Annotated in this window: 21 protein-coding genes; 8 read left to right on the top strand and 13 right to left on the bottom strand. The window is 61.9% G+C overall.

What is annotated here, in order from left to right:
- Positions 1–102 precede the first annotated feature (102 nt).
- The 6 genes from ACSQ8R_RS08015 to purC form a co-directional block, all read right to left on the bottom strand.
- Positions 103–657 (bottom strand): acyloxyacyl hydrolase, encoded by a 555-nt coding sequence (locus ACSQ8R_RS08015; RefSeq protein ID WP_436252857.1) that lies wholly within the window; start codon positions 655–657, stop codon positions 103–105.
- 220 nt (positions 658–877) lie between these two features.
- Positions 878–1,276, bottom strand: a complete 399-nt coding sequence (locus ACSQ8R_RS08020; protein ID WP_436252858.1) for a hypothetical protein — start codon at positions 1,274–1,276, stop codon at positions 878–880.
- Between the two features lie 56 nt (positions 1,277–1,332).
- Positions 1,333–2,013: a phosphoribosylformylglycinamidine synthase subunit PurQ gene (gene purQ, locus ACSQ8R_RS08025; protein ID WP_436252859.1), complete on the bottom strand. Its 681-nt coding sequence runs from the start codon at positions 2,011–2,013 to the stop codon at positions 1,333–1,335.
- Positions 2,010–2,267, bottom strand: coding sequence for a hypothetical protein (locus ACSQ8R_RS08030; protein ID WP_436252860.1), 258 nt, complete (start codon positions 2,265–2,267; stop codon positions 2,010–2,012). The genes purQ and ACSQ8R_RS08030 overlap by 4 nt, the downstream gene beginning before the upstream one ends.
- 19 nt (positions 2,268–2,286) lie before the next feature.
- Positions 2,287–2,529 (bottom strand): phosphoribosylformylglycinamidine synthase subunit PurS, encoded by a 243-nt coding sequence (gene purS / locus ACSQ8R_RS08035; RefSeq protein ID WP_007770062.1) that lies wholly within the window; start codon positions 2,527–2,529, stop codon positions 2,287–2,289.
- A gap of 16 nt (positions 2,530–2,545) precedes the next feature.
- Positions 2,546–3,310 (bottom strand): phosphoribosylaminoimidazolesuccinocarboxamide synthase, encoded by a 765-nt coding sequence (gene purC / locus ACSQ8R_RS08040; protein ID WP_007770061.1) that lies wholly within the window; start codon positions 3,308–3,310, stop codon positions 2,546–2,548.
- Positions 3,311–4,049: 739 nt separating this feature from the next.
- Between purC and ACSQ8R_RS08045 the strand changes: the two genes are divergently transcribed.
- Positions 4,050–4,364 carry a DUF1476 domain-containing protein gene (locus ACSQ8R_RS08045; RefSeq protein ID WP_436252861.1) on the top strand — a complete coding sequence of 105 codons (315 nt, stop codon included), beginning with the start codon at positions 4,050–4,052 and terminating at the stop codon, positions 4,362–4,364.
- A 77-nt stretch (positions 4,365–4,441) separates the two neighbouring features.
- Here ACSQ8R_RS08045 and ACSQ8R_RS08050 read toward each other — a convergent pair whose 3' ends face one another.
- From ACSQ8R_RS08050 to ACSQ8R_RS08075, 6 genes are all read right to left on the bottom strand, one after another.
- Entirely contained in the window at positions 4,442–7,033 is a 2,592-nt protein-coding gene (locus tag ACSQ8R_RS08050; protein WP_436252862.1) for a sensor domain-containing protein, read from the bottom strand.
- A 127-nt stretch (positions 7,034–7,160) separates the two neighbouring features.
- Entirely contained in the window at positions 7,161–7,715 is a 555-nt protein-coding gene (locus tag ACSQ8R_RS08055; RefSeq protein WP_436252863.1) for an RBBP9/YdeN family alpha/beta hydrolase, read from the bottom strand.
- Between the two features lie 31 nt (positions 7,716–7,746).
- Positions 7,747–9,054: an adenylosuccinate lyase gene (purB, locus tag ACSQ8R_RS08060; RefSeq protein WP_436252864.1), complete on the bottom strand. Its 1,308-nt coding sequence runs from the start codon at positions 9,052–9,054 to the stop codon at positions 7,747–7,749.
- A gap of 85 nt (positions 9,055–9,139) precedes the next feature.
- Positions 9,140–9,877, bottom strand: a complete 738-nt coding sequence (locus tag ACSQ8R_RS08065) for a DUF2259 domain-containing protein (protein ID WP_436252865.1) — start codon at positions 9,875–9,877, stop codon at positions 9,140–9,142.
- A complete protein-coding gene (gene rpe, locus ACSQ8R_RS08070; RefSeq protein ID WP_436252866.1) occupies positions 9,874–10,563 on the bottom strand; it encodes a ribulose-phosphate 3-epimerase in 690 nt (229 codons plus the stop codon). Before rpe ends, ACSQ8R_RS08065 begins: the two co-directional genes overlap by 4 nt.
- Before the next feature lie 61 nt (positions 10,564–10,624).
- A complete protein-coding gene (locus ACSQ8R_RS08075; protein WP_436252867.1) occupies positions 10,625–11,698 on the bottom strand; it encodes an ABC transporter substrate-binding protein in 1,074 nt (357 codons plus the stop codon).
- Between the two features lie 173 nt (positions 11,699–11,871).
- On the opposite strand from ACSQ8R_RS08075, the gene ACSQ8R_RS08080 reads away from it, so the two are divergent.
- The 7 genes from ACSQ8R_RS08080 to ACSQ8R_RS08110 are packed head-to-tail and all read left to right on the top strand — an operon-like array spanning position 11,872 to position 17,609.
- Positions 11,872–12,372 carry a flavin reductase gene (locus ACSQ8R_RS08080; protein WP_436252868.1) on the top strand — a complete coding sequence of 167 codons (501 nt, stop codon included), beginning with the start codon at positions 11,872–11,874 and terminating at the stop codon, positions 12,370–12,372.
- Positions 12,373–12,396: 24 nt separating this feature from the next.
- Complete coding sequence (locus ACSQ8R_RS08085) at positions 12,397–13,326, top strand: AAA family ATPase (RefSeq protein ID WP_436252869.1); 930 nt, start codon at positions 12,397–12,399, stop codon at positions 13,324–13,326.
- Between the two features lie 29 nt (positions 13,327–13,355).
- The gene (locus ACSQ8R_RS08090; RefSeq protein WP_436255412.1) at positions 13,356–14,621 is read left to right on the top strand and encodes a vWA domain-containing protein; all 1,266 of its coding nucleotides are present in this window, start codon (positions 13,356–13,358) and stop codon (positions 14,619–14,621) included.
- Positions 14,618–14,944, top strand: a complete 327-nt coding sequence (locus ACSQ8R_RS08095) for an XdhC family protein (RefSeq protein WP_210009699.1) — start codon at positions 14,618–14,620, stop codon at positions 14,942–14,944. Before ACSQ8R_RS08090 ends, ACSQ8R_RS08095 begins: the two co-directional genes overlap by 4 nt.
- Complete coding sequence (locus ACSQ8R_RS08100; protein ID WP_436252870.1) at positions 14,944–15,639, top strand: XdhC family protein; 696 nt, start codon at positions 14,944–14,946, stop codon at positions 15,637–15,639. The genes ACSQ8R_RS08095 and ACSQ8R_RS08100 overlap by 1 nt, the downstream gene beginning before the upstream one ends.
- 4 nt (positions 15,640–15,643) lie before the next feature.
- A complete protein-coding gene (locus ACSQ8R_RS08105; RefSeq protein ID WP_436255413.1) occupies positions 15,644–17,278 on the top strand; it encodes an NTP transferase domain-containing protein in 1,635 nt (544 codons plus the stop codon).
- Positions 17,279–17,282: 4 nt separating this feature from the next.
- Positions 17,283–17,609, top strand: a complete 327-nt coding sequence (locus ACSQ8R_RS08110) for a TfoX/Sxy family protein (RefSeq protein WP_046640343.1) — start codon at positions 17,283–17,285, stop codon at positions 17,607–17,609.
- A gap of 180 nt (positions 17,610–17,789) precedes the next feature.
- On the opposite strand, the gene ACSQ8R_RS08115 is transcribed toward ACSQ8R_RS08110, so the two are convergent.
- On the bottom strand, positions 17,790–18,203 hold the full coding sequence (locus ACSQ8R_RS08115; protein WP_436252871.1) for an NUDIX domain-containing protein: 414 nt from the start codon (positions 18,201–18,203) through the stop codon (positions 17,790–17,792).
- Position 18,204 lies beyond the last annotated feature (1 nt).

An 18,204-nucleotide genomic window follows, 5' to 3' on the forward strand; every position in this document is an offset into this window, starting at 1 on the left:
CGGCGCGACAGGAAAATACTGCCATGCAGCGCTACCGCGTTGCGGCCGGCAAACAAAAAGCGCCGGAAAACCGGCGCTTCAGTTGAAAATGCTCTATCTGGATCAGAACTTGTAGCCGACGGCGATGCCTGCGTAGGAGAGGCCGTCGTTGTGATCGCACAGATCGGCGTTCGAAGAGTGCTCGACGGTCGCAAGGACACGCCAGTTGTTGGTGATGTTGTAGCCGAGACCAAGCGATTCATGGAAGAGCACATGGCAGCCGAGCTTCGGACCGTCGTTCGGCTTGTCGAGGTTGCCGTTGTTGAAGGCGCCGCCGAAGCCGAGATCGACGAAGATGCGGTCGGTGATCGGTGCGGTCCAGGTAAAGCCGGCAAAGACCTGGCTCGCTTCGCCTGCCGTCGATACGATCGCGCCGACATGGACGCGCGGACGCAGCATGTGATCCATGAAGCTCTGGGCATGGCGCTGGTCGAAGGGGTCGAAGAAGACGGTGGCGGACGGGAATGCGCCCTTTTCGAACGTGCTCTTGCTCTGGATCGAACCGGAAACCCCGATTCGCACTTCATCGAACAGCCGTTCCTGCGCAAGGGCCGAAGAAGACAGCGCCGACGCCGAAAGAATTGCGCCGACCACGGATCCAAAAAATACCTTGTTCATTCCATCGCCCTCATACGCGCCGCGATTTTCTGCGGCTGGCGCGATCCCGATACGGGCCGCGCGCTTCTCGATGACGAAAGTGGTACAATGACGGGTAGCGCCCGTCCAGCGCCGGTTCACAGACCATTATGACTTGTGGCGAAAAAACGCAAAGATTCGGGCAGGCCGGTGCAGAGCTGCAACAGATTGTTTACAGGGATGTAAATTCAAATGGTTAATATCAGCAGCCGCTCGCGCCGCTCGCCCAGCGCAGCACGTCGCGCTTGATTCTTTCACCATCCGGGCCGCTCATCATCGGACCGAACGCGTCGAGGCGGGCCGGATTGCCCTCCGCCTGCACCACCAGCATCGGACGCGATTCGGGGCTGTTGCGTGGCACGGCGAGAATGCGCGGCCGGCCGGAGAAGGAGTTGAGTTCCGGTGCCAGCCGATAGGGCTTGAAGGCCGCGTCGCCCGACTTGAACCAGCAGCTATTGGCGGCGAGCGCCACGCGTTCCATCGTCGGCAGCGCCGCACGGTTCGCCGTTACCGCCGCCGGGCGTTCCGATTGGCAGGCGGAAAGCGCCATGCCAAGAGCGGCGACAGGAAATGCAGCGAGCAGGCGACAAGTGAACGGCATCAAACGTCCTGACGTGGTTTCGATCGTTCTGGGATCGATCCGGATAAGATGAAGGTTCAGGCGGTCGCGGCGATCACATCGAGCGCCGAGGCGAAAATCCCGCGCCCGTCGCTGCCGCCATGGGCGGCTTCGATCAGGTTTTCAGGATGCGGCATCATGCCGAGCACGTTGCCGCGCGTGTTCATGACGCCTGCGATGTCGTTCAGGGAGCCGTTCGGGTTGGTGCCCTCGGCATAACGGAAGACGATTTCGCCACGATCTTCCATACCGGCCAGCGTGTCCGCATCGACGAAATAGTTGCCGTCGTGATGGGCGACCGGGCAGCGAAGCACCTGGCCCTTCTCATAGGCGCGGGTGAAATCCGTATCGGCATTCACCACTTCGAGCTTCACTTCCTTGCAGACGAATTTCAGCGACGAATTGCGCATCAATGCGCCGGGCAGCATGCCGGCTTCGACCAGGATCTGGAAACCGTTGCAGACACCGAGCACCTTGACGCCCTTGTCGGCCTTGTCCCTGATCGCCTGCATGACCGGCATGCGGGCCGCGATCGCTCCGCAGCGCAGGTAATCGCCATAGGAAAAACCGCCCGGAATGACGATGAGGTCGATATCATCCGGAATACCGGTCTCGGTCTGCCAGATGGTGATCGGCGCCTTGCCTGAAATCTTGGTGAGGGCGGCGATCATGTCGCGATCGCGATTGAGACCGGGAAGCTGAACGACGGCGGATTTCATGGGTGCGGTTCAAACCTTGCCTGGGCCTCGGCGAGCTCGCGCAGCACGAGGCGGTTTTCGATACGATCGAGTCGGTTTTCGATATGACCAACCGTGACGCGAAGATTATTCACATCCCCCTGGAGAACGTGGAGTTGTCCTCTCAAGGTCATGTGGTCGGCCCGCAACTCACCAATTGATAGTTCGACCTTGTCAAATCGCTGATGAATCTTCTTGAGAAGCTCATACATCAACTCACTTGTGATCTCAGCCATCCCGCGCTTCCCGCAACCTTCAGTCGAGGGCGATAGTATAGTTCTCAATCACAGTGTTTGCCAGCAGCTTCTCGCACATGGCTTTCAGGTCCGCCTCGGCTTTCGCCTTGTCGGTACCCTCGAGTTCGAGGTCGAAGACCTTGCCCTGGCGAACATGTCCGACCCCGGAAAAACCGAGACTGCCGAGCGCGCCTTCGATGGCCTTGCCCTGCGGATCGAGAACGCCGTTCTTGAGCGTGACCGTCACGCGTGCCTTGATCACTGATCCAACCCCCAGATTACTTGACGAGAACCGGTCCGGTCCCGCGGATCGGTTCGTTTTCATTGATGATGCCGAGACGCCGGGCGACTTCCGAATAGGCTTCCACGAGCCCGCCGAGATCACGCCGGAAACGGTCCTTGTCCATCTTTTCCCTGGTCTCGATATCCCAGAGGCGGCAGCTGTCCGGTGAGATTTCGTCGGCAAGGATGATGCGCATCATGTCGCCCTCGAACAGGCGGCCGCATTCGATCTTGAAGTCGACGAGCTGGATGCCGACGCCGAGGAAGAGCCCCGAGAGGAAGTCGTTGACGCGGATGGCGAGCGCCATGATGTCGTCGAGCTCGGCAGGGTTTGCCCAGCCGAAAGCGGTGATATGTTCTTCCGAGACCATAGGGTCGGCGAGCGCATCGGACTTGTAGTAGAACTCGATGATCGAGCGCGGCAGGACCATGCCTTCCTCGATGCCGAGGCGGGTCGAGAGCGATCCGGCGGCAACGTTGCGCACCACGATCTCGAGCGGAATCATCTCCACTTCCTTGATCAGCTGTTCGCGCATGTTGAGCCGGCGGATGAAATGCGTCGGGATGCCGATCTTGTTCAGATGGGTGAAGAGGTATTCCGAGATGCGGTTGTTGAGGACGCCCTTGCCGTCGATGACGTCATGTTTCTTCTTGTTGAAGGCGGTGGCGTCGTCCTTGAAGAACTGGATAAGCGTGCCGGGCTCCGGGCCTTCATAGAGGATCTTGGCCTTGCCTTCGTAGATACGGCGGCGACGGTTCATGATTCTTGTCTCGTTGTTGTTGGCGTCCCTGACGGACGCAATGGATGATGTTGAGCGGTCCCTTAACGGAAAAGAACGGGTTTCACAATGCGGGCCTCCAAAACCTTTGTGGGCGAGGGGTTGGCGAAGCGCAACCAGGAATCAGTGAGCTTCAGATTACACGGGTTCTCGAAGGTTTCGCTCTAGCAACTGGGATGTCCGGGCTGAAAGGGCGGTAATGAACAGGAAAAGCAGGGACCCATGACATATATGCTCTTTGTGGCCGGGCGACAGCCGTTGAGGACCAATTTACCTGTACCATAGCTTGCGGTTTCGTGCGCAAACTCGCCGCAGGGGCTGGATGGGCCTGTGGGTGCCTCCCTGCTCGGCATTGCCGATGCAAGCGCCTATGCCCCAGGGTTTGGGATTTTCCACCCTCGACAGCAAGGCTCCTGGGGACTTAGCCACCAAATTGCGTCATGATTTCGACGCAGCCGGTGTCGCGATTCCAGGTGACGAGTGGCGATTGGCGATGCCAGACCTGCCGGCGGACGCCGCCAGGGAAACGACGGACATCTGATTGAAACTGCGCAGGGCAAGATCAACGCCGCCTCCGGGTTTCCTCGAGGCAAATTCGCATTCGTCAATTGCCTGCCACGATTCCGCTTTCGTCTGCACCGGAATCGACAGCCCGCCGATTGCGCTTGGCTCGTCTTTTGATTAATGGGGTCCCATACAAGTTCACTTTGGGAGACCCGAGATGAGTGGCCTCAGCGATCGCGAAAAAGCCTTTGAAAACAAGTTTGCCCTGGACCAGGAATTGAAGTTCAAGGCGCTCGCCCGCCGCAACAAGCTCGTCGGCCTCTGGGCGGCCGGTCTGCTTGGCAAGGCGGATGCTGACGCGTATGCAAAGGAAGTCGTCGTTGCCGACTTCGAGGAAGCGGGCGACGAGGATGTGTTCCGCAAGCTGCGCGGCGATCTCGATGCCGCCGGCGTCTCCATTTCCGACCAGGATATCCGTACCAAGATGGTGGAGCTTCTGGCTCAGGCGGTCGATCAGATCGAGAACCAGTAAGCCGTATTTCGTCAGCTTGACGTGACAGCTGCGCCCGGTCGGGCGCGGCTTTTCTTTCTGTGCGTAAAACCGGGTTCTCAGCCGCCGTTGGGGTGCCGTTTTCGACTGTCGGGCTGCGGTATTTCGCTGGGGCGCCAGCGGCCAGAAATTATGAAGTCCGGAATGCCCGCGCGCGCCATCGGCCTTGCGAGTGCATACCCCTGCAGGACGTCGCAGCCGAGATCGCGCAGGATGCGGATCTGTTCGGTGGTCTCGACACCTTCCGCGACGACCTCGATATTCAGCGACTTGCCGATTTCGATGATCGATCCGACCATCTTGCGTTGCTTTTGCGACTGCGAGACCAGGCGAACGAGTTCGCGATCGATCTTCAGCGCACGCGGATTGAGCCGCAGGAGGCCGATGATCGAGGCGTGGCCGGTACCGAAATCGTCGATTTCGATCTCGATGCCGAGCTTCCTGATGTGTGCCAGGTTCCTCAGGACATCCTCGTCGCAGTCGTCGAGGAAGATCGATTCGAGCAGCTCGAAGGATACGGTGCCAGGCTCGATCTTGAGTTTCTTGAGCTTGCGCGACAGCGAGGCGTCGCGCAGCCGCCGGTAGGAAACGTTGACCGAAAGTTTTGGGATCGAAAGGCCATGCGCGCGCCAATCCCGGAAATCGGCAAGCGCCCTGTCGAGGATGGTCCCGTCGATCACCGAGACGACGTCGAGCTCCTCGGCCATATCGAGGAACTTGTCGGGAGACAGGATGCCGCGTTCCGGGTGCATCCAGCGCGCCAGCGTTTCCACGCCGGAGATCTCCAGCGTCTGCGCATCGAACTGCAGCTGGTAATACGGAATGAATTCGTCTCGCTCGAGAGCAAGAAGGATCTCGTCTGAAATGCGCCTGGTGCTGATGATCTCGTTCTGGGTCTCGGCAGAGAAGAATTCATGCCGGTTGCGGCCGCGGTTCTTGGCTCGGTAGAGGGCGATATCGGCGTTCAGGAGAAGCTGTCTCGCATCGACATCCGCTCCCGTATGGCAGGCGATGCCGATGCTGGCGCCGAAACGGCAGTCGTGGCCCTCATAGGATACCGGCTTGCGCAATTCCCGGATGATGCGGTCGGCCAGATGCGAAAGCTTGCGCGGCGATCCCTCGAATTTCGACAGGATGACGAATTCGTCGCCGCCGATACGGGCGACGAAATCCCCCTTGCGGATCGTGCCCTTGAGGATTTTCGCCGCATGCTTCAGCATCATGTCGCCGGCACTGTGGCCGAGGGTGTCGTTGATCTGCTTGAAGCGGTCGAGGTCGATGTGAAGGATCGCGATGCCGTGTCCGTCGCGGGCGCATTCCGCCGCCACGCGGTCCAGCATCTCGTCAAGGTAACGCCGGTTCGGGAGGTCGGTCAGGTAGTCGTGCATCGCATTGTGCTCGATGCTGGTACGGGCGGCCTCAAGTTCGCGATTGCGGGCCTCGGCAAGGGTCTTTGCCCGTTCGAGTTCGCGGTGAAGTGTAACGTCGGCCGTGACATCCCAATTGGCGCCGACCATTTTCTGGTGACCGTTGCCGTCGATGAAAGACATTGTGCGCGTCCGCACGACGCGTTCGGAGCCGTCGCGCAGTATCACGCGGTATTGGTCCGAGAAGCGTTTGCCTTCCGCGATATGGGCGGAGACGTTTGCCTGAACGCGGGCCGCATCGTCGGGGTGCAGGAAGCTCTCCCAGAGCCCGCCGATCTTCACTTCCTCGCTCTTCTCCATCCCGTAGATCCGGAACATCCGTTCGTCCCATTCCACCTCGCCGGTGGAGAAGTCGGATTCGTAGACGCCGATACCGGATATTTCGAGCGCCATGTCGAGCCGCCGCGACATCTGCGCGGTCTTCTCTTCGGCGGCCTTGCGGGCGGTGATGTCCGTGTCCGTGCCAACCACACGGGTGGCCTTGCCGTTCGCGTCCCATCCGACGCAGGCGCCCCGGCATTCGATCCAGACCCAATGCCCCTGCTTGTGGCGTTCGCGATAGTCGAAGACGGCATAGGCAGGGTCGCCGGCATTCTGACGTTCCATGGCATGGATGACACGGTCATGATCGTCCGGATGAACAAGCTCCAGCCAATCCTCCGTGCTCGCGGCCAGCGGGTCCTCCGGCGACATTCCCCGGATCTGCCGCCACACCGGCGAGTAATATTTCTGTCCCGTCGCGTAGTTGTGGTCCCACACGCCTGAGACGGAGCTTACCAGCGCGTTGTTCCAGCGGCTTTCGCGTTCGGCAAGCTCTTCGAACTGCCGCTTTTGGTCGGTGATGTCGCTCAGATGGGCGGCAAACAGAAACTGCCCTTTGAGGTTCTTGCCGAGCGGCGCGAAAGTGGCCAGCGCCCATCGCTGCGAACCGGTCGGGTGCATGACGCGCAGATCCAGGCGCGTTGCCTGGGAATCGATGTTCAGGCCCTGGATCGCCTGATTGAATTCGGCTTCGTCATCGGGATGCAGGAGGTCCGAAAAGACCGCCGGCTTCCGGCTTTCGTCAAGCCATTCCCGTTTGAACGTGCCATTTGCAAATAGGAGCGCAGCGGTGTGATCGATGATGGCAATCGGGAAGGGGGCTGCCTCGAACACCGTCTCAAGAACACCGATTTCGTCTCCAGGGCCGGAGACCAAAGGGCGTGGGAGAACATTTGACGGCATCGGCACAGCCTGGCTCGCAACAAAATGAGCTGGCACTTTAGCAAGTGTCAATTAAATCCAGCTTAAAATTGCTGTTCGAATTGACACACCCGGAAATTATGGGGCGGCTGTCGATTCCAGTATGTTTTCAAGGCTTCAGGCGGCTGAGGAACTGGGCAAAAACCATGGTGCCTTCCGGCCAGGGCCCATGGCCGGAATCCTGGTTGATGTGGCCGGCTTCCCCGGCATCGACCAGCATCGAACCCCAGGCGGAAGCGATGTCGTCGGCGTGTTCATAGGAACCGAACCGGTCATTGCGGCTTGCGACAGTCAGCGACGGGAAGGGGAGCGGATCGCGCGGGTAGGGGCCGAAGGTCAGCAGGTGCTTGGGCCGGATGGAGGGATTGTCCACTTCCGGCGGGGCAACGAAAAAGGCGCCGGCCACCGGTTTGGTGAACAGCGGTACGGCGTGGATGACCGTCGGGATGCCGAGCGAATGGGCGACAAGAACGACGGGTCGTGTCGCACGGTTCACCTCTTCGGCGACACGGGCCACCCAGTCCTCGCGCACCGGCTTCGACCATTCCTCCTGCTCGACCCGCCGAGCCGTCGTGAGTTTCTGCTCCCAACGGGTCTGCCAGTGATGCGGTCCGGAATTGGTATAGCCGGGGACGATCAGTATATCTGCTTCGGATGCCTTCATGGCGCCTATCTGTGTTCGCCGACGGTCAAGATCAAGCCTCGCCGAAAACCCGGCGGAAGATCGTGTCCACATGCTTGGTGTGATAGCCGAGGTCGAATTTCTCGCGCAGGTCCTCTTCGGACAGTGCGGCACGGACTTCCTGGTCCGCCAGCAGCTCCTCGAGGAAATCCTTGCCTTCTTCCCAGACTTTCATCGCGTTGCGCTGCACGAGACGATAGGCGTCCTCGCGGGAGACGCCGGCCTGCGTAAGGGCAAGCAGAACCCGCTGCGAGTGAACAAGCCCTCGGAACTTGTTCATATTCTTCATCATGTTCTCGGGGTAGACGAGCAGCTTGTCGATCACGCTGGTCATGCGCGCCAGCGCGAAATCGAGCGTGACCGTCGCGTCCGGGCCGATCATGCGCTCGACCGAGGAGTGCGAAATGTCGCGTTCGTGCCAGAGCGCCACGTTTTCCATGGCCGGCAACGCGTAGGAACGCACCATGCGGGCAAGGCCGGTCAGGTTTTCGGTCAGCACCGGATTGCGCTTGTGCGGCATTGCCGACGAGCCCTTCTGGCCCGGCGAGAAATACTCCTCGGCTTCCAGAACCTCGGTGCGCTGCAGGTGGCGGACTTCGATCGCAAGGCGCTCGATCGACGAGGCGATGACGCCCAATATCGCGAAATACATGGCGTGACGGTCGCGCGGGATGACCTGGGTCGATACCGGTTCCGGCTTCAGGCCCATGGCGGCGGCGACATGTTCCTCGACGCGCGGATCGATATTGGCAAAGGTGCCGACTGCGCCTGAAATCGCGCAGGTGGCGATCTCGTCGCGGGCTTCGAGCAGGCGGGTCTTGTTGCGGTCGAATTCCGCATAGGCCTGGGCAAGCTTGACGCCGAACGTCGTCGGCTCCGCATGGATGCCGTGGCTGCGGCCGATCGTGACCGTGTCCTTGTGTTCGAAGGCGCGGCGCTTCAGCGCTTCCAGCAGCTTGTCGATATCTGCCAGCAGCAGATCCGTGGCTCGCACCAGCTGGACGCTGAAGCAGGTGTCGAGCACGTCGGAAGACGTCATGCCCTGATGGATGAAGCGGCTGTCCGGGCCGACGAATTCGGCGAGATGAGTAAGGAAGGCGATGACGTCATGCTTGGTGACAGCCTCGATCTCGTCGATGCGGGCGACATCGAACGTGGCCGACCCGCCCTTTGCCCAGATCGTCTCCGCTGCCGACTTCGGGATCACGCCGATCGCCGCCAGTGCATCGCAGGCATGCGCCTCGATTTCGAACCAGATGCGGAATCTTGTTTCGGGCGACCAGATGGCGACCATTTCGGGCCGCGAGTAACGGGGGATCATGGGCTTGTCGTTTCCTTCACGTGTGTCGGCTGCGCTGTAGCAAGAAGCGCGGCCAAGCTCAAGTTTTTGAGGCAATCAAACAGGATTAGGGCGCGGTCTTGACCGGAATTGCGATCCAGCGTCCATTCTCCCCCTCGAAACCGGCGCTGAGGACCATGACAAATGCGACTTCGACCGGAGCGCCTTCGAGCGACGAGCCGCTGACGACACCGGCGAGCCGGTAACCGGTGACGCAGCCGCGTGAAGCCGGAATGCGCTGGTCTTCGTGGACCACGTCGTTGACAGGCTTTCCGTTCCGTTCGGTAAAACGAAGGCGCAGGGAGACCGTCTTTTTGACTATGCCTTCACATTGCGGGCCGAGTGGCTGCGGGACCTCGTCGAGGACGAGCGTGTTGGCGTCTCCGACCGGCGGCACTGCCGGCACGCTGCGATAGCGGAGCTGATGGGGGTCGTTACCGATCTCGGTGATCGGGTTGAAAGCCACGAGTTCACCTGGATGATTGGCGAGCTCATGGGTTTCGACCATCACTTCGGCGTCATTGTGGACCTGCCAGCGGGCTTTGGCGATCGTCGCCCCATCCTCTTCCAGCCGGACCCGGAACGGTGTTCCCGGCAGGTAGGTATCCTTGTTGAGGTCCAGCGCGTAGATATTGGCATATGGAAAGCCGGATCCGTCCTGGATGCCATATTCCTCGAAGGCGAAAACGGCGCCGTCGGCGGAAAAGCCGATCGGGCGGACGCTTGCGATATCGGCAGCGGATGTTGAACCGGCGAACAACATCGCCGCAAATGCCGGAACCGAAGATCGCAAGGCTGATATCATCTGCGTCCGTCCTCCGCAGCGGCTTTCAGCCGAGCGATGTTCTCACGATAAGCCGCGATTCCATCGCCTTTGTAAACCGCGGATCCTGCAACGAAGACATTGGCGCCCGCAGCGGTTGCCGCGCCGATCGTCTCGGCGGTAATGCCGCCATCGACTTCCAGCTCGATCGGCCGGCTGCCGATCATCGCCTTGGCAGCGCGAATCTTGTCCGTCATCGCCGGAATGAACTTCTGGCCGCCGAAGCCCGGATTGACGCTCATGATCAGGATCAGGTCGATATCGTCGAGCACGTTTTCGATGGTCGAAAGCGGCGTTGCCGGGTTGAGCGTGACACCAACCTTCTTGCCGAGCGAGCGGATCGTCTGAAGCGAGCGGTGCAGGTGCGGCCCGGCCTCGACATGTACCGTAATGCCGTCGCATCCCGCCTTGGCGAAGGCTTCGAGGTAGGGATCGGCCGGCGAGATCATCAGGTGGCAGTCGAAAAAGGCTGTGGTGTAGGATCGCAGCGACTTGATGACGTCAGGTCCGAAGGAGATGTTCGGCACGAAATGCCCGTCCATCACGTCGAGATGGACCCATTCGGCTCCCGCTTCGACGGCGTCGCGCACTTCCTGGCCGAGCTTTGAAAAATCGGCCGCGAGAATGGACGGGGCGATACGGATCGGCAGGGCGGTGGCGAGCGTCATGGGTCGAATGTCTCCGGTTGTCGAAGGTCCCTCTAACATTGCGGCGTGGGCGGAACAATCGTCAGTCAGTCGCAGGACGCGAGAGCACGAACGTCGATCCACGCCATTCGAGCAGGCGGAACGGATTTTCCTTAAGTTCATGGCCGCGATCGAAGGCAATAGGGCCGATCACCGTATTGAAGGAACGGCTGCCGATCGTCTGTACCAGGGGCTGGCCTGCCGCCGCGGTCGCCGCCTGGTGAACGAGTTCGGTCGCGGCATAGGCAGGCAGCAGATAACCGTCCGCGTCGATATTTTTCGCGCGCAAGGCCGCGACGGCGGGGGCCGCGGATGGCAATGCGGCATAATCCGGGAGCGCGACCGCCAGAACCCCGTCGCGTAAGGGCACCGGACGGTTGGCCGCACGCAGGTTGTCGCCGCCAAGCAAGGTGAGGGGAAAGTTTTCGGAAGCGGCGTCCCGGGCGATGATCGCCATGTCGTTGCGGTCGCCGCCGACGAACACATGGCTTGCACCCGCCTTGGCGAGGCGGCGCACCAGCGCCACCTGCTGCTCCTGACCAGGTCGAAACGTGTCGGTGAAGATCGGCGTCATGCCCATCGGTTCAAGATGCTGGCGGATTGCGCTGGCAAGCTCGCGGCCGTAGATCGTGCCGTCCTCGACCAGCGCGACCGGCTCCGCCTTCCAGATGCCAAGGATGGTTTCGGCCAGTTTTTTCGCCTCGTCGCCTTCGGCCGGCGCCATGCGGAAGAACGGCCAGCCGTTGCGCAGCGTGTCTTCCATCAGGATTTTCGAGCGCACCGAAACGGTAATAGCCGGAATCTGGCCGGCCTTCAGCAGCGGCAATGCTGTGGAGAGCGTCTCGACGCAGAGGAAACCGATAGCGGCGGACACCTTGGCAGCGGTGAGGTTTTTGGCCGCGGCAGCGCCGCCGTTTTCGTCACAGCTTTCGTCGATTTCGACCACGGTATCGCCGCCGGCTTCCGCTGCCGCGCGTGCGCCCTGGAAGACCTGGGTGCCGAGCGGTGCGTAGGGGCCGGAACGCGGCGCGACGACTCCGATCACTGCCGCCGGTGCCGATCCGCATCCGAGAAACGAAGCCAGCAGTCCGGCGATGATGAAACGTCGTGCTGTCATGTTTTTCCTGGGATTCTTTCTCGAAGCGACATTTAGCTTTCTCATCGCAGCCGTCAAAGAGAATCGGCTTTTGAAAGTAAAAAGCCGCAACTCCGGTGGACATCAAGGGTTTTTGCCACCATATCTCGAAGAGTAATGCGGGACTGACAACAGCCCCCGATGCCTTTCAAGAGATGCCTTTGACGGACCAGCCTCTCCTCGATCCCGTCCACTACCGCAACGGCATGGCACGATATGCTGGCCACGTCCAGGTTGTGACAACGGAATTCGAGGGCGTGCGGCGCGGCGTGACGGTGACGGCAGCCTGCTCGGTCTCGGACAACCCGCCGACCGTGCTTGTCTGCCTCAACGGCAGCAACGCGAGCAATGCCATCTTCGAGAGGAGCGGCGTCTTTGCCTTGAATTCTCTGGCGGCGCATCATCAGGCGCTGGCGACGGGGTTTGCGGGCCTGAGCGGCATTCCCGCCGAGGAGCGGTTTGCACTCGGAAATTGGAAGACACTGGTGACCGGCGCTCCGGTGCTGGCGGATGCCGTCGTCAGCTTCGATTGCCGGCTGACCGACATAAAGCGGGTTTCGACGCATTTCGTCATGTTTGGCGAGGTGAAGGCCATGCATTTCGGCGAGGGGAACCCCTCGCTCATCTATCTGGATCGCGGCTTTCGTAGCTTATAGGATGCCGTTTGAAAGGGTGCGATTATGCCTGAAGCAAAAACGAGCGCTCTACCGACCTCGATCGACGAGACGATCGCGCTTCTGGGCGCCGAGGATTATCTTGCCGGACGCTCGCTCGGCACGGTGATCTTCCTGGCGCTGAAGATGAAGCGCCCGCTCTTCCTCGAAGGAGAAGCCGGCGTCGGCAAGACCGAGATCGCCAAGACGCTGGCCAAGGCACTGAACCGGCCGCTGATCCGGCTGCAGTGTTACGAGGGCCTCGATATCTCCTCGGCTGTTTACGAATGGAATTATCCGGCCCAGATGCTGGACATCCGCCTTTCGGAAGCCTCCGGTATCAAGGATCGCACCCGCATTGAGGCGGATCTCTTTTCCGAGCGCCACCTGATCCGCCGGCCGGTGCTGCAGGCGCTTGGCCAGCCGGGTGGCCCGGCGCCGGTCTTCCTGATCGACGAGCTCGACCGCACCGACGAAGCCTTCGAAGCGTTCCTGCTCGAAGTGCTGTCCGATTTCCAGGTGACGATCCCCGAGCTCGGCACGATCAAGGCGCAAGAACCGCCGATCGTCATCATCACCACCAACCGCACCCGCGAGATCCACGACGCGCTGAAGCGGCGCTGCCTCTATCACTGGGTCGATTATCCGGATGCGGCCCAGGAACTGGAGATCATCCGCCGCAAGGTGCCGCAATGTTCGGAAACGCTGTCGCGGCAGGTGGTCGCCTACGTGCAGAAGCTCCGAACAGTCGATCTCTTCAAGAACCCCGGCGTTGCCGAAACCATCGACTGGGCGACGGCGCTGACCGAGCTCGACCGGATCGCCCTCGATCCGGAAACGATCGCCGATACGCTCGGAACGCTTTTGAAATATCAGGACGATATCGCCCGCATCAAAGGCGGAGAGGGTGAACGCGTGCTTTCCGAGGTGAAGGCCGAACTTCTGGCAGCAGGATAGGGGCGATGGCAGGCTTGAGCCACGACGGAATGATCGTCCCTCCGGTTGCGGCCGGCGCTGGAGGATACGGTCTGGGCAGGACCGGCGATGACGGCCGGCTTGCCGACAATCTCGTCTATTTTTCCCGCGTATTGCGCCGTGCCGGGCTGAAGACCGGCCCTGCCGCTGCCGCTGATGCGATTGCGGCAGTCGATGCGATCGGCATCGGTTCGCGCGAGGAGTTCCACGCGGCACTGTCGGCTGTCTTCGTCAGGCGGCACGAGGACCAGCCGGTCTTCGACGAGGCCTTTCGCCTGTTCTGGCGCTCCCGCGATCTGGTCGGCAAGATGATAGCGATGATGTCGCCTAAGGCTGCCGACAATCGGGAGCGGGAAAAGCAGAAGGCCGGCGCCACCCGCGTCAGCGAGGCGCTGACCGCCGACCAGCCGGAGCCCCCGAACCGCAAGAAACCGCCGGAGATCGAAGTGGATTCCCGCTTCACGACCTCTGCCGGGGAAATCCTCAAGCGCATGGATTTTGCTCAGATGAGCGCGGCCGAACTGGCCGAAGCCCGGCGCCAACTGGTTAGGCTCGCCCTGCCTTTGGACAAGGTAGCGACGCGCCGGTTCCGGCCGTCCAACCGCCCGCCGCGGATCGACCCGCGCGCCACGATGCGCCAGGCGATGAAGAGCGGCGGCGATCTCATTTTGCCGCGCTTCCGCCAGCGCAAGACCACGCCGCCGCCGCTCGTCGTGCTTGCCGATATTTCCGGCTCGATGAGCCAGTACACCCGGATTTTCCTGCATTTTCTGCATGCGCTGACGGAAAAACGCACCCGGGTGCATACCTTCCTGTTTGGCACCCGGTTGACCAACGTCACCCGCCAGATGCGCCGCCGCGATCCGGACGAAGCGCTGTCGGGCTGCACCGCCGCGGTGCGCGACTGGTCCGGCGGAACGCGGATCGGCGCGACGCTTGCCGAATTCAACCGGCTCTGGTCCCGCCGCGTGCTGGGGCAGGGCGCCGTAGTGCTGCTCATCACCGACGGCCTGGAGCGGGAAGGCGTCGAGGAACTGGAACGGGAAATGGATAGGCTGCACCGTTCCTGCCGCCGCCTGATCTGGCTGAATCCGCTGTTGCGCTTCGATGGTTTCGAGGCGCGGGCGCGTGGCGTGCGGGCCATGCTGCCGCATGTGGACGAGTTTCGCGCCGTCCACAATCTGCAGACGCTCGCCGATTTGGCGATTGCGTTGTCGGGTGATCACACAAAGGCCGCGGACCCGCGGCGTTATATCGACATAAGGAGGGTCGCATGACTGTTTCCGAGATTCTGGACCCCTTGCTGACCGCCGAGAGCTGGAAGCAGGCCGGCCGCAACGTGGCGATAGCCACGGTGATCGAGACCTGGGGTTCGGCGCCGCGGCCGACCGGCAGCCATCTCGTCATCGACGGCGATGGCAATTTCGAAGGCTCCGTCTCCGGCGGTTGCGTCGAGGGCGCTGTCATCACCGAAGCGCTCGACGTGATCGAGAGCGGCGCCCCGAAAATGCTGGAATTCGGCGTTGCCGACGAGACCGCCTGGCGGGTCGGCCTGTCCTGTGGCGGCCGGATCCGGGTGTATGTGGAAAGGCTCGGCTGATGCAGCTCGAAGCACTGACGAAGCTCAACGCCATCAGGCGCTCCCGCAGGGCTGCCGTGGTCGTCACCGATCTCGCCGGCGACGAGGTGAGGGTGATCCTCGAAGGCGAGGCCACCTCCGGTCCGCTCGGCGAGGAGATCGCCAGGACGTTTCGCAGCGGCAAGGCGGGAACCGTGGAGGTCGAAGGCCGGTCGCTGTTCCTCAACGTGCACCTGCCGCCGCCGCGCATCGTGGTGATCGGCGCCGTCCATATCAGTCAGGCGCTCGCGAGGCTGGCGCCAGTCGCCGGGTATGACCTGACGATCATCGATCCGCGCACGGCTTTTGCGACCGAAGAGCGGTTCGAAGGCGTGCAACTGATCGCCGATTGGCCAGAAGACGTGCTGAAGAGCCACCCGCTCGACGCCTATACGGCACTGGCGGCCGTCACCCATGATCCGAAGATCGACGATTTCCCGCTCTCCGAAGCACTGCGGGTCGGGTGCTTTTATGTCGGCGCGCTCGGGAGCCGGAAAACCCATGCGAAGCGTGTGGAGCGGCTTAGAGAGATGGGCCGCACCGACAACGAGATCGGCCGCATAGCCGCTCCGATCGGCCTCGACATCGGAGCCGCGAGCCCTGCCGAAATCGCGCTCGCCACGCTGGCCCAGATCGTCCAGGCGTTCCGCCGGCGCGACCTTGTCGCCGCGAGGTGACATGATGAGATACGGGACGTTCGAACTTGGCGATGCGGAAGGCGTAGTGCTGGCGCATAGCATACGGCTTCCGGCCGGCCGCATGTCGAAAGGGCAAATGTTGTCGGCGGATGATATCGCCCGGCTTTCTGGCGAAGGCGTCCAATCCGTCGTCGCGGTCCGGCTCGAACCGGGTGACATGCTGGAGGACGCCGCCGCCCAGGCGATTGTCGAGGCGATCGCCCCGGACAATCTGCGTTTCTCGGAGGCGACCACCGGCCGCGTCAACATCTATGCCAAGGTGGACGGTCTGTTCGTCGCCGACAAGGCGGTGGTCGATGCGCTGAACCGCATCGACCCGGCGATCACGCTTGCCTGTCTTGCCGACCATGTGGCGGTGCGGGCCGGCGACATGGTGGCGACCGTCAAGATCATTCCGCTTGCCGTCGGCGGCGCAAAGGTCTCCGCGGCGGCGGCGCTGCTGGCAGAATCGATCGCTTTCGAGGTAAAGGCCTTCCATCCCCGCGCGGTGACGCTGGTCGCAACCGAGCTTCCTTCGCTGAAAGCGTCGGTCATGGATCGGACCGCGAAGTTGCTGGAGCAGAGGCTTGCGTCATCCGGTAGTCGGCTAATAAAAGAGATCCGCATTCCGCATTCCACCGAGCGACTGACCGAGGTTCTTCAACAGCTTCGCCGGGACGAAATTAATGAGCCGGCTATGATTGTCGTGTTCGGGGCCTCGGCAGTGGCTGATCCGGAGGATGTCATTCCCGCCGCCATCCGCCGCGCGGGTGGTGAGGTGGATCATGTCGGCATGCCCGTGGACCCCGGCAATCTCCTGGTTCTCGGGCGAATCGGCGATATTCCGGTGCTGGGTGCGCCGGGTTGCGCCCGTTCGCCGAAGGAAAACGGTTTCGACTGGGTGCTGAACCGGCTGATGGCCGGCGAGACGCCGACCTCCTTCGATATTACCGGCATGGGTGTCGGCGGCCTGCTGATGGAAATCCCGACCCGGCCGCGCCCGCGCGACGCCACGGCGGAAAAGGCAGCGACCTTGTCGGTCGGCGCCCTGATGCTCGCCGCCGGCCAGGCGCGGCGCATGGGCAAGGACGGGCCGCACAAGCTGCTCGCCGAATTCGACGGCGTCCCGCTCGTCCGCCGCACGGCAGAGAGGGTGCTGGCGTCGGAGGCTTCGCCGGTCGTCGCGGTGACCGGCCATCGACGCGACGAGATCGAGGCGGCGCTTGCCGGCCTCGATCTGCGCTCTCATTTCAATCCGGACTACGGGTCCGGCATGGCAGGCTCGCTGGTTGCCGGGTTTTCAAGCCCAGAACTGGCCGGCAAGGACGGCATCCTGGTCATGCTGGCCGACATGCCCGGCGTCACCACGGCGCATCTGAACATGCTGATCGCCGCCTTCCGGGAGGCTGGCGGCGGTGTCGTGGTCCGTTCGGTGTCGGACGGGAAGCGCGGCAACCCGATCATTCTTCCGCGGATCGCCTATGATGCCGTATTGCGGCTGGAAGGCGATGTCGGCGCCCGTGCGATCATCGAGACCTCCGGACTTTCGGTGATCGATGTGGATATCGGGCCTGCCGCGCATCTGGACGTCGATACGCCCGAGGCGGTGACGGCCGCGGGCGGGGTTTTGAAAAGGTAGCCGAATGGACAATTCCGACATCGAGGACATGTTCGAGGGGCTCGGCCCCGTTTCCATCCGCCGCATGTTCGGCGGCAAGGGCATCTATCACGATGGTTTGATCGTCGCGATCGATCTGCGCGGCGAGATCATGCTGAAGGTGGATGCGGTCAGCGCGCCGGACTTCGAAGCGGCCGGTGCCAGGCAATGGTTCTATGAGGGAAAGAAGGGAAAACCGGTGCTGATGCCCTACTGGTCGGTGCCGGAAGACGCGTTCGACGATCCTGACGAGATGCGCAAATGGGTGCGGCTTGCATTCGACGCGGCCGTGCGTGCCAACTCGAAATCCTGACCCCGGCCCCTCAGTGCTAAATCTAGCATCTTGCTTGCCAGAATGCGAAGCGTACCGTCCACCCCGTATTGAGGGGCGTGGGCTGCCGAATCTCTCGACCAGGGCCACGTCCGGAAATTTTGTCAAAATGATTTCATCAAGATGGCCGCTTCGGTTCTCCGGAGCGGCTTTCGTTTGGGGTCATTTTGAAAGAAGCGCAAAGGCCTTGGCAGAAAAGGGCGAGAGCGGTTGCGGTGGATCGTTCGGGTCGAACCAGCCGATATCGGACAATTTGTCCGGCTCCGTGAGCGAAGGCTCGCCGGTGAAATCGCGCGTCATATAGATCAGCGAGACCCAGTGCTGCCGGTCGGTCTCGATGATCTCCTCCGCGACGCAGAGAAAATCGATCTTGCCGATCTTGAGGCCTGTTTCCTCTTCCGCCTCGCGGCGGGCGGCTTCCGACGAAGGCTCCATCGGATCGACCTTGCCGCCGACAATGTTCCAGAAGCCCGCTTCCGGCGCCTTCAGCCGACGGCAAAGCAGAACCTTGCCGTCGTCGCGCAGGATCACGAGCCCGGCGCCGACGCCGGGGAAATCAATGCCGGGTTTTGCCACG

This window comes from Neorhizobium sp. LjRoot104 (assembly GCF_964253725.1).
Classification (GTDB): Bacteria; Pseudomonadota; Alphaproteobacteria; order Rhizobiales; family Rhizobiaceae; genus Neorhizobium.

Coding starts and splice junctions, on each gene's coding strand:
- ACSQ8R_RS08015 (WP_436252857.1), bottom strand. CDS start 657: ATGAACAAGGTATTTTTTGGATCCGTGGTCGGCGCAATTCTTTCGGCG.
- ACSQ8R_RS08020 (WP_436252858.1), bottom strand. CDS start 1,276: ATGCCGTTCACTTGTCGCCTGCTCGCTGCATTTCCTGTCGCCGCTCTT.
- purQ (WP_436252859.1), bottom strand. CDS start 2,013: ATGAAATCCGCCGTCGTTCAGCTTCCCGGTCTCAATCGCGATCGCGAC.
- ACSQ8R_RS08030 (WP_436252860.1), bottom strand. CDS start 2,267: ATGGCTGAGATCACAAGTGAGTTGATGTATGAGCTTCTCAAGAAGATT.
- purC (WP_007770061.1), bottom strand. CDS start 3,310: ATGAACCGTCGCCGCCGTATCTACGAAGGCAAGGCCAAGATCCTCTAT.
- ACSQ8R_RS08045 (WP_436252861.1), top strand. CDS start 4,050: ATGAGTGGCCTCAGCGATCGCGAAAAAGCCTTTGAAAACAAGTTTGCC.
- ACSQ8R_RS08050 (WP_436252862.1), bottom strand. CDS start 7,033: ATGCCGTCAAATGTTCTCCCACGCCCTTTGGTCTCCGGCCCTGGAGAC.
- ACSQ8R_RS08055 (WP_436252863.1), bottom strand. CDS start 7,715: ATGAAGGCATCCGAAGCAGATATACTGATCGTCCCCGGCTATACCAAT.
- purB (WP_436252864.1), bottom strand. CDS start 9,054: ATGATCCCCCGTTACTCGCGGCCCGAAATGGTCGCCATCTGGTCGCCC.
- ACSQ8R_RS08065 (WP_436252865.1), bottom strand. CDS start 9,877: ATGATATCAGCCTTGCGATCTTCGGTTCCGGCATTTGCGGCGATGTTG.
- rpe (WP_436252866.1), bottom strand. CDS start 10,563: ATGACGCTCGCCACCGCCCTGCCGATCCGTATCGCCCCGTCCATTCTC.
- ACSQ8R_RS08075 (WP_436252867.1), bottom strand. CDS start 11,698: ATGACAGCACGACGTTTCATCATCGCCGGACTGCTGGCTTCGTTTCTC.
- ACSQ8R_RS08080 (WP_436252868.1), top strand. CDS start 11,872: ATGCCTTTGACGGACCAGCCTCTCCTCGATCCCGTCCACTACCGCAAC.
- ACSQ8R_RS08085 (WP_436252869.1), top strand. CDS start 12,397: ATGCCTGAAGCAAAAACGAGCGCTCTACCGACCTCGATCGACGAGACG.
- ACSQ8R_RS08090 (WP_436255412.1), top strand. CDS start 13,356: ATGATCGTCCCTCCGGTTGCGGCCGGCGCTGGAGGATACGGTCTGGGC.
- ACSQ8R_RS08095 (WP_210009699.1), top strand. CDS start 14,618: ATGACTGTTTCCGAGATTCTGGACCCCTTGCTGACCGCCGAGAGCTGG.
- ACSQ8R_RS08100 (WP_436252870.1), top strand. CDS start 14,944: ATGCAGCTCGAAGCACTGACGAAGCTCAACGCCATCAGGCGCTCCCGC.
- ACSQ8R_RS08105 (WP_436255413.1), top strand. CDS start 15,644: ATGAGATACGGGACGTTCGAACTTGGCGATGCGGAAGGCGTAGTGCTG.
- ACSQ8R_RS08110 (WP_046640343.1), top strand. CDS start 17,283: ATGGACAATTCCGACATCGAGGACATGTTCGAGGGGCTCGGCCCCGTT.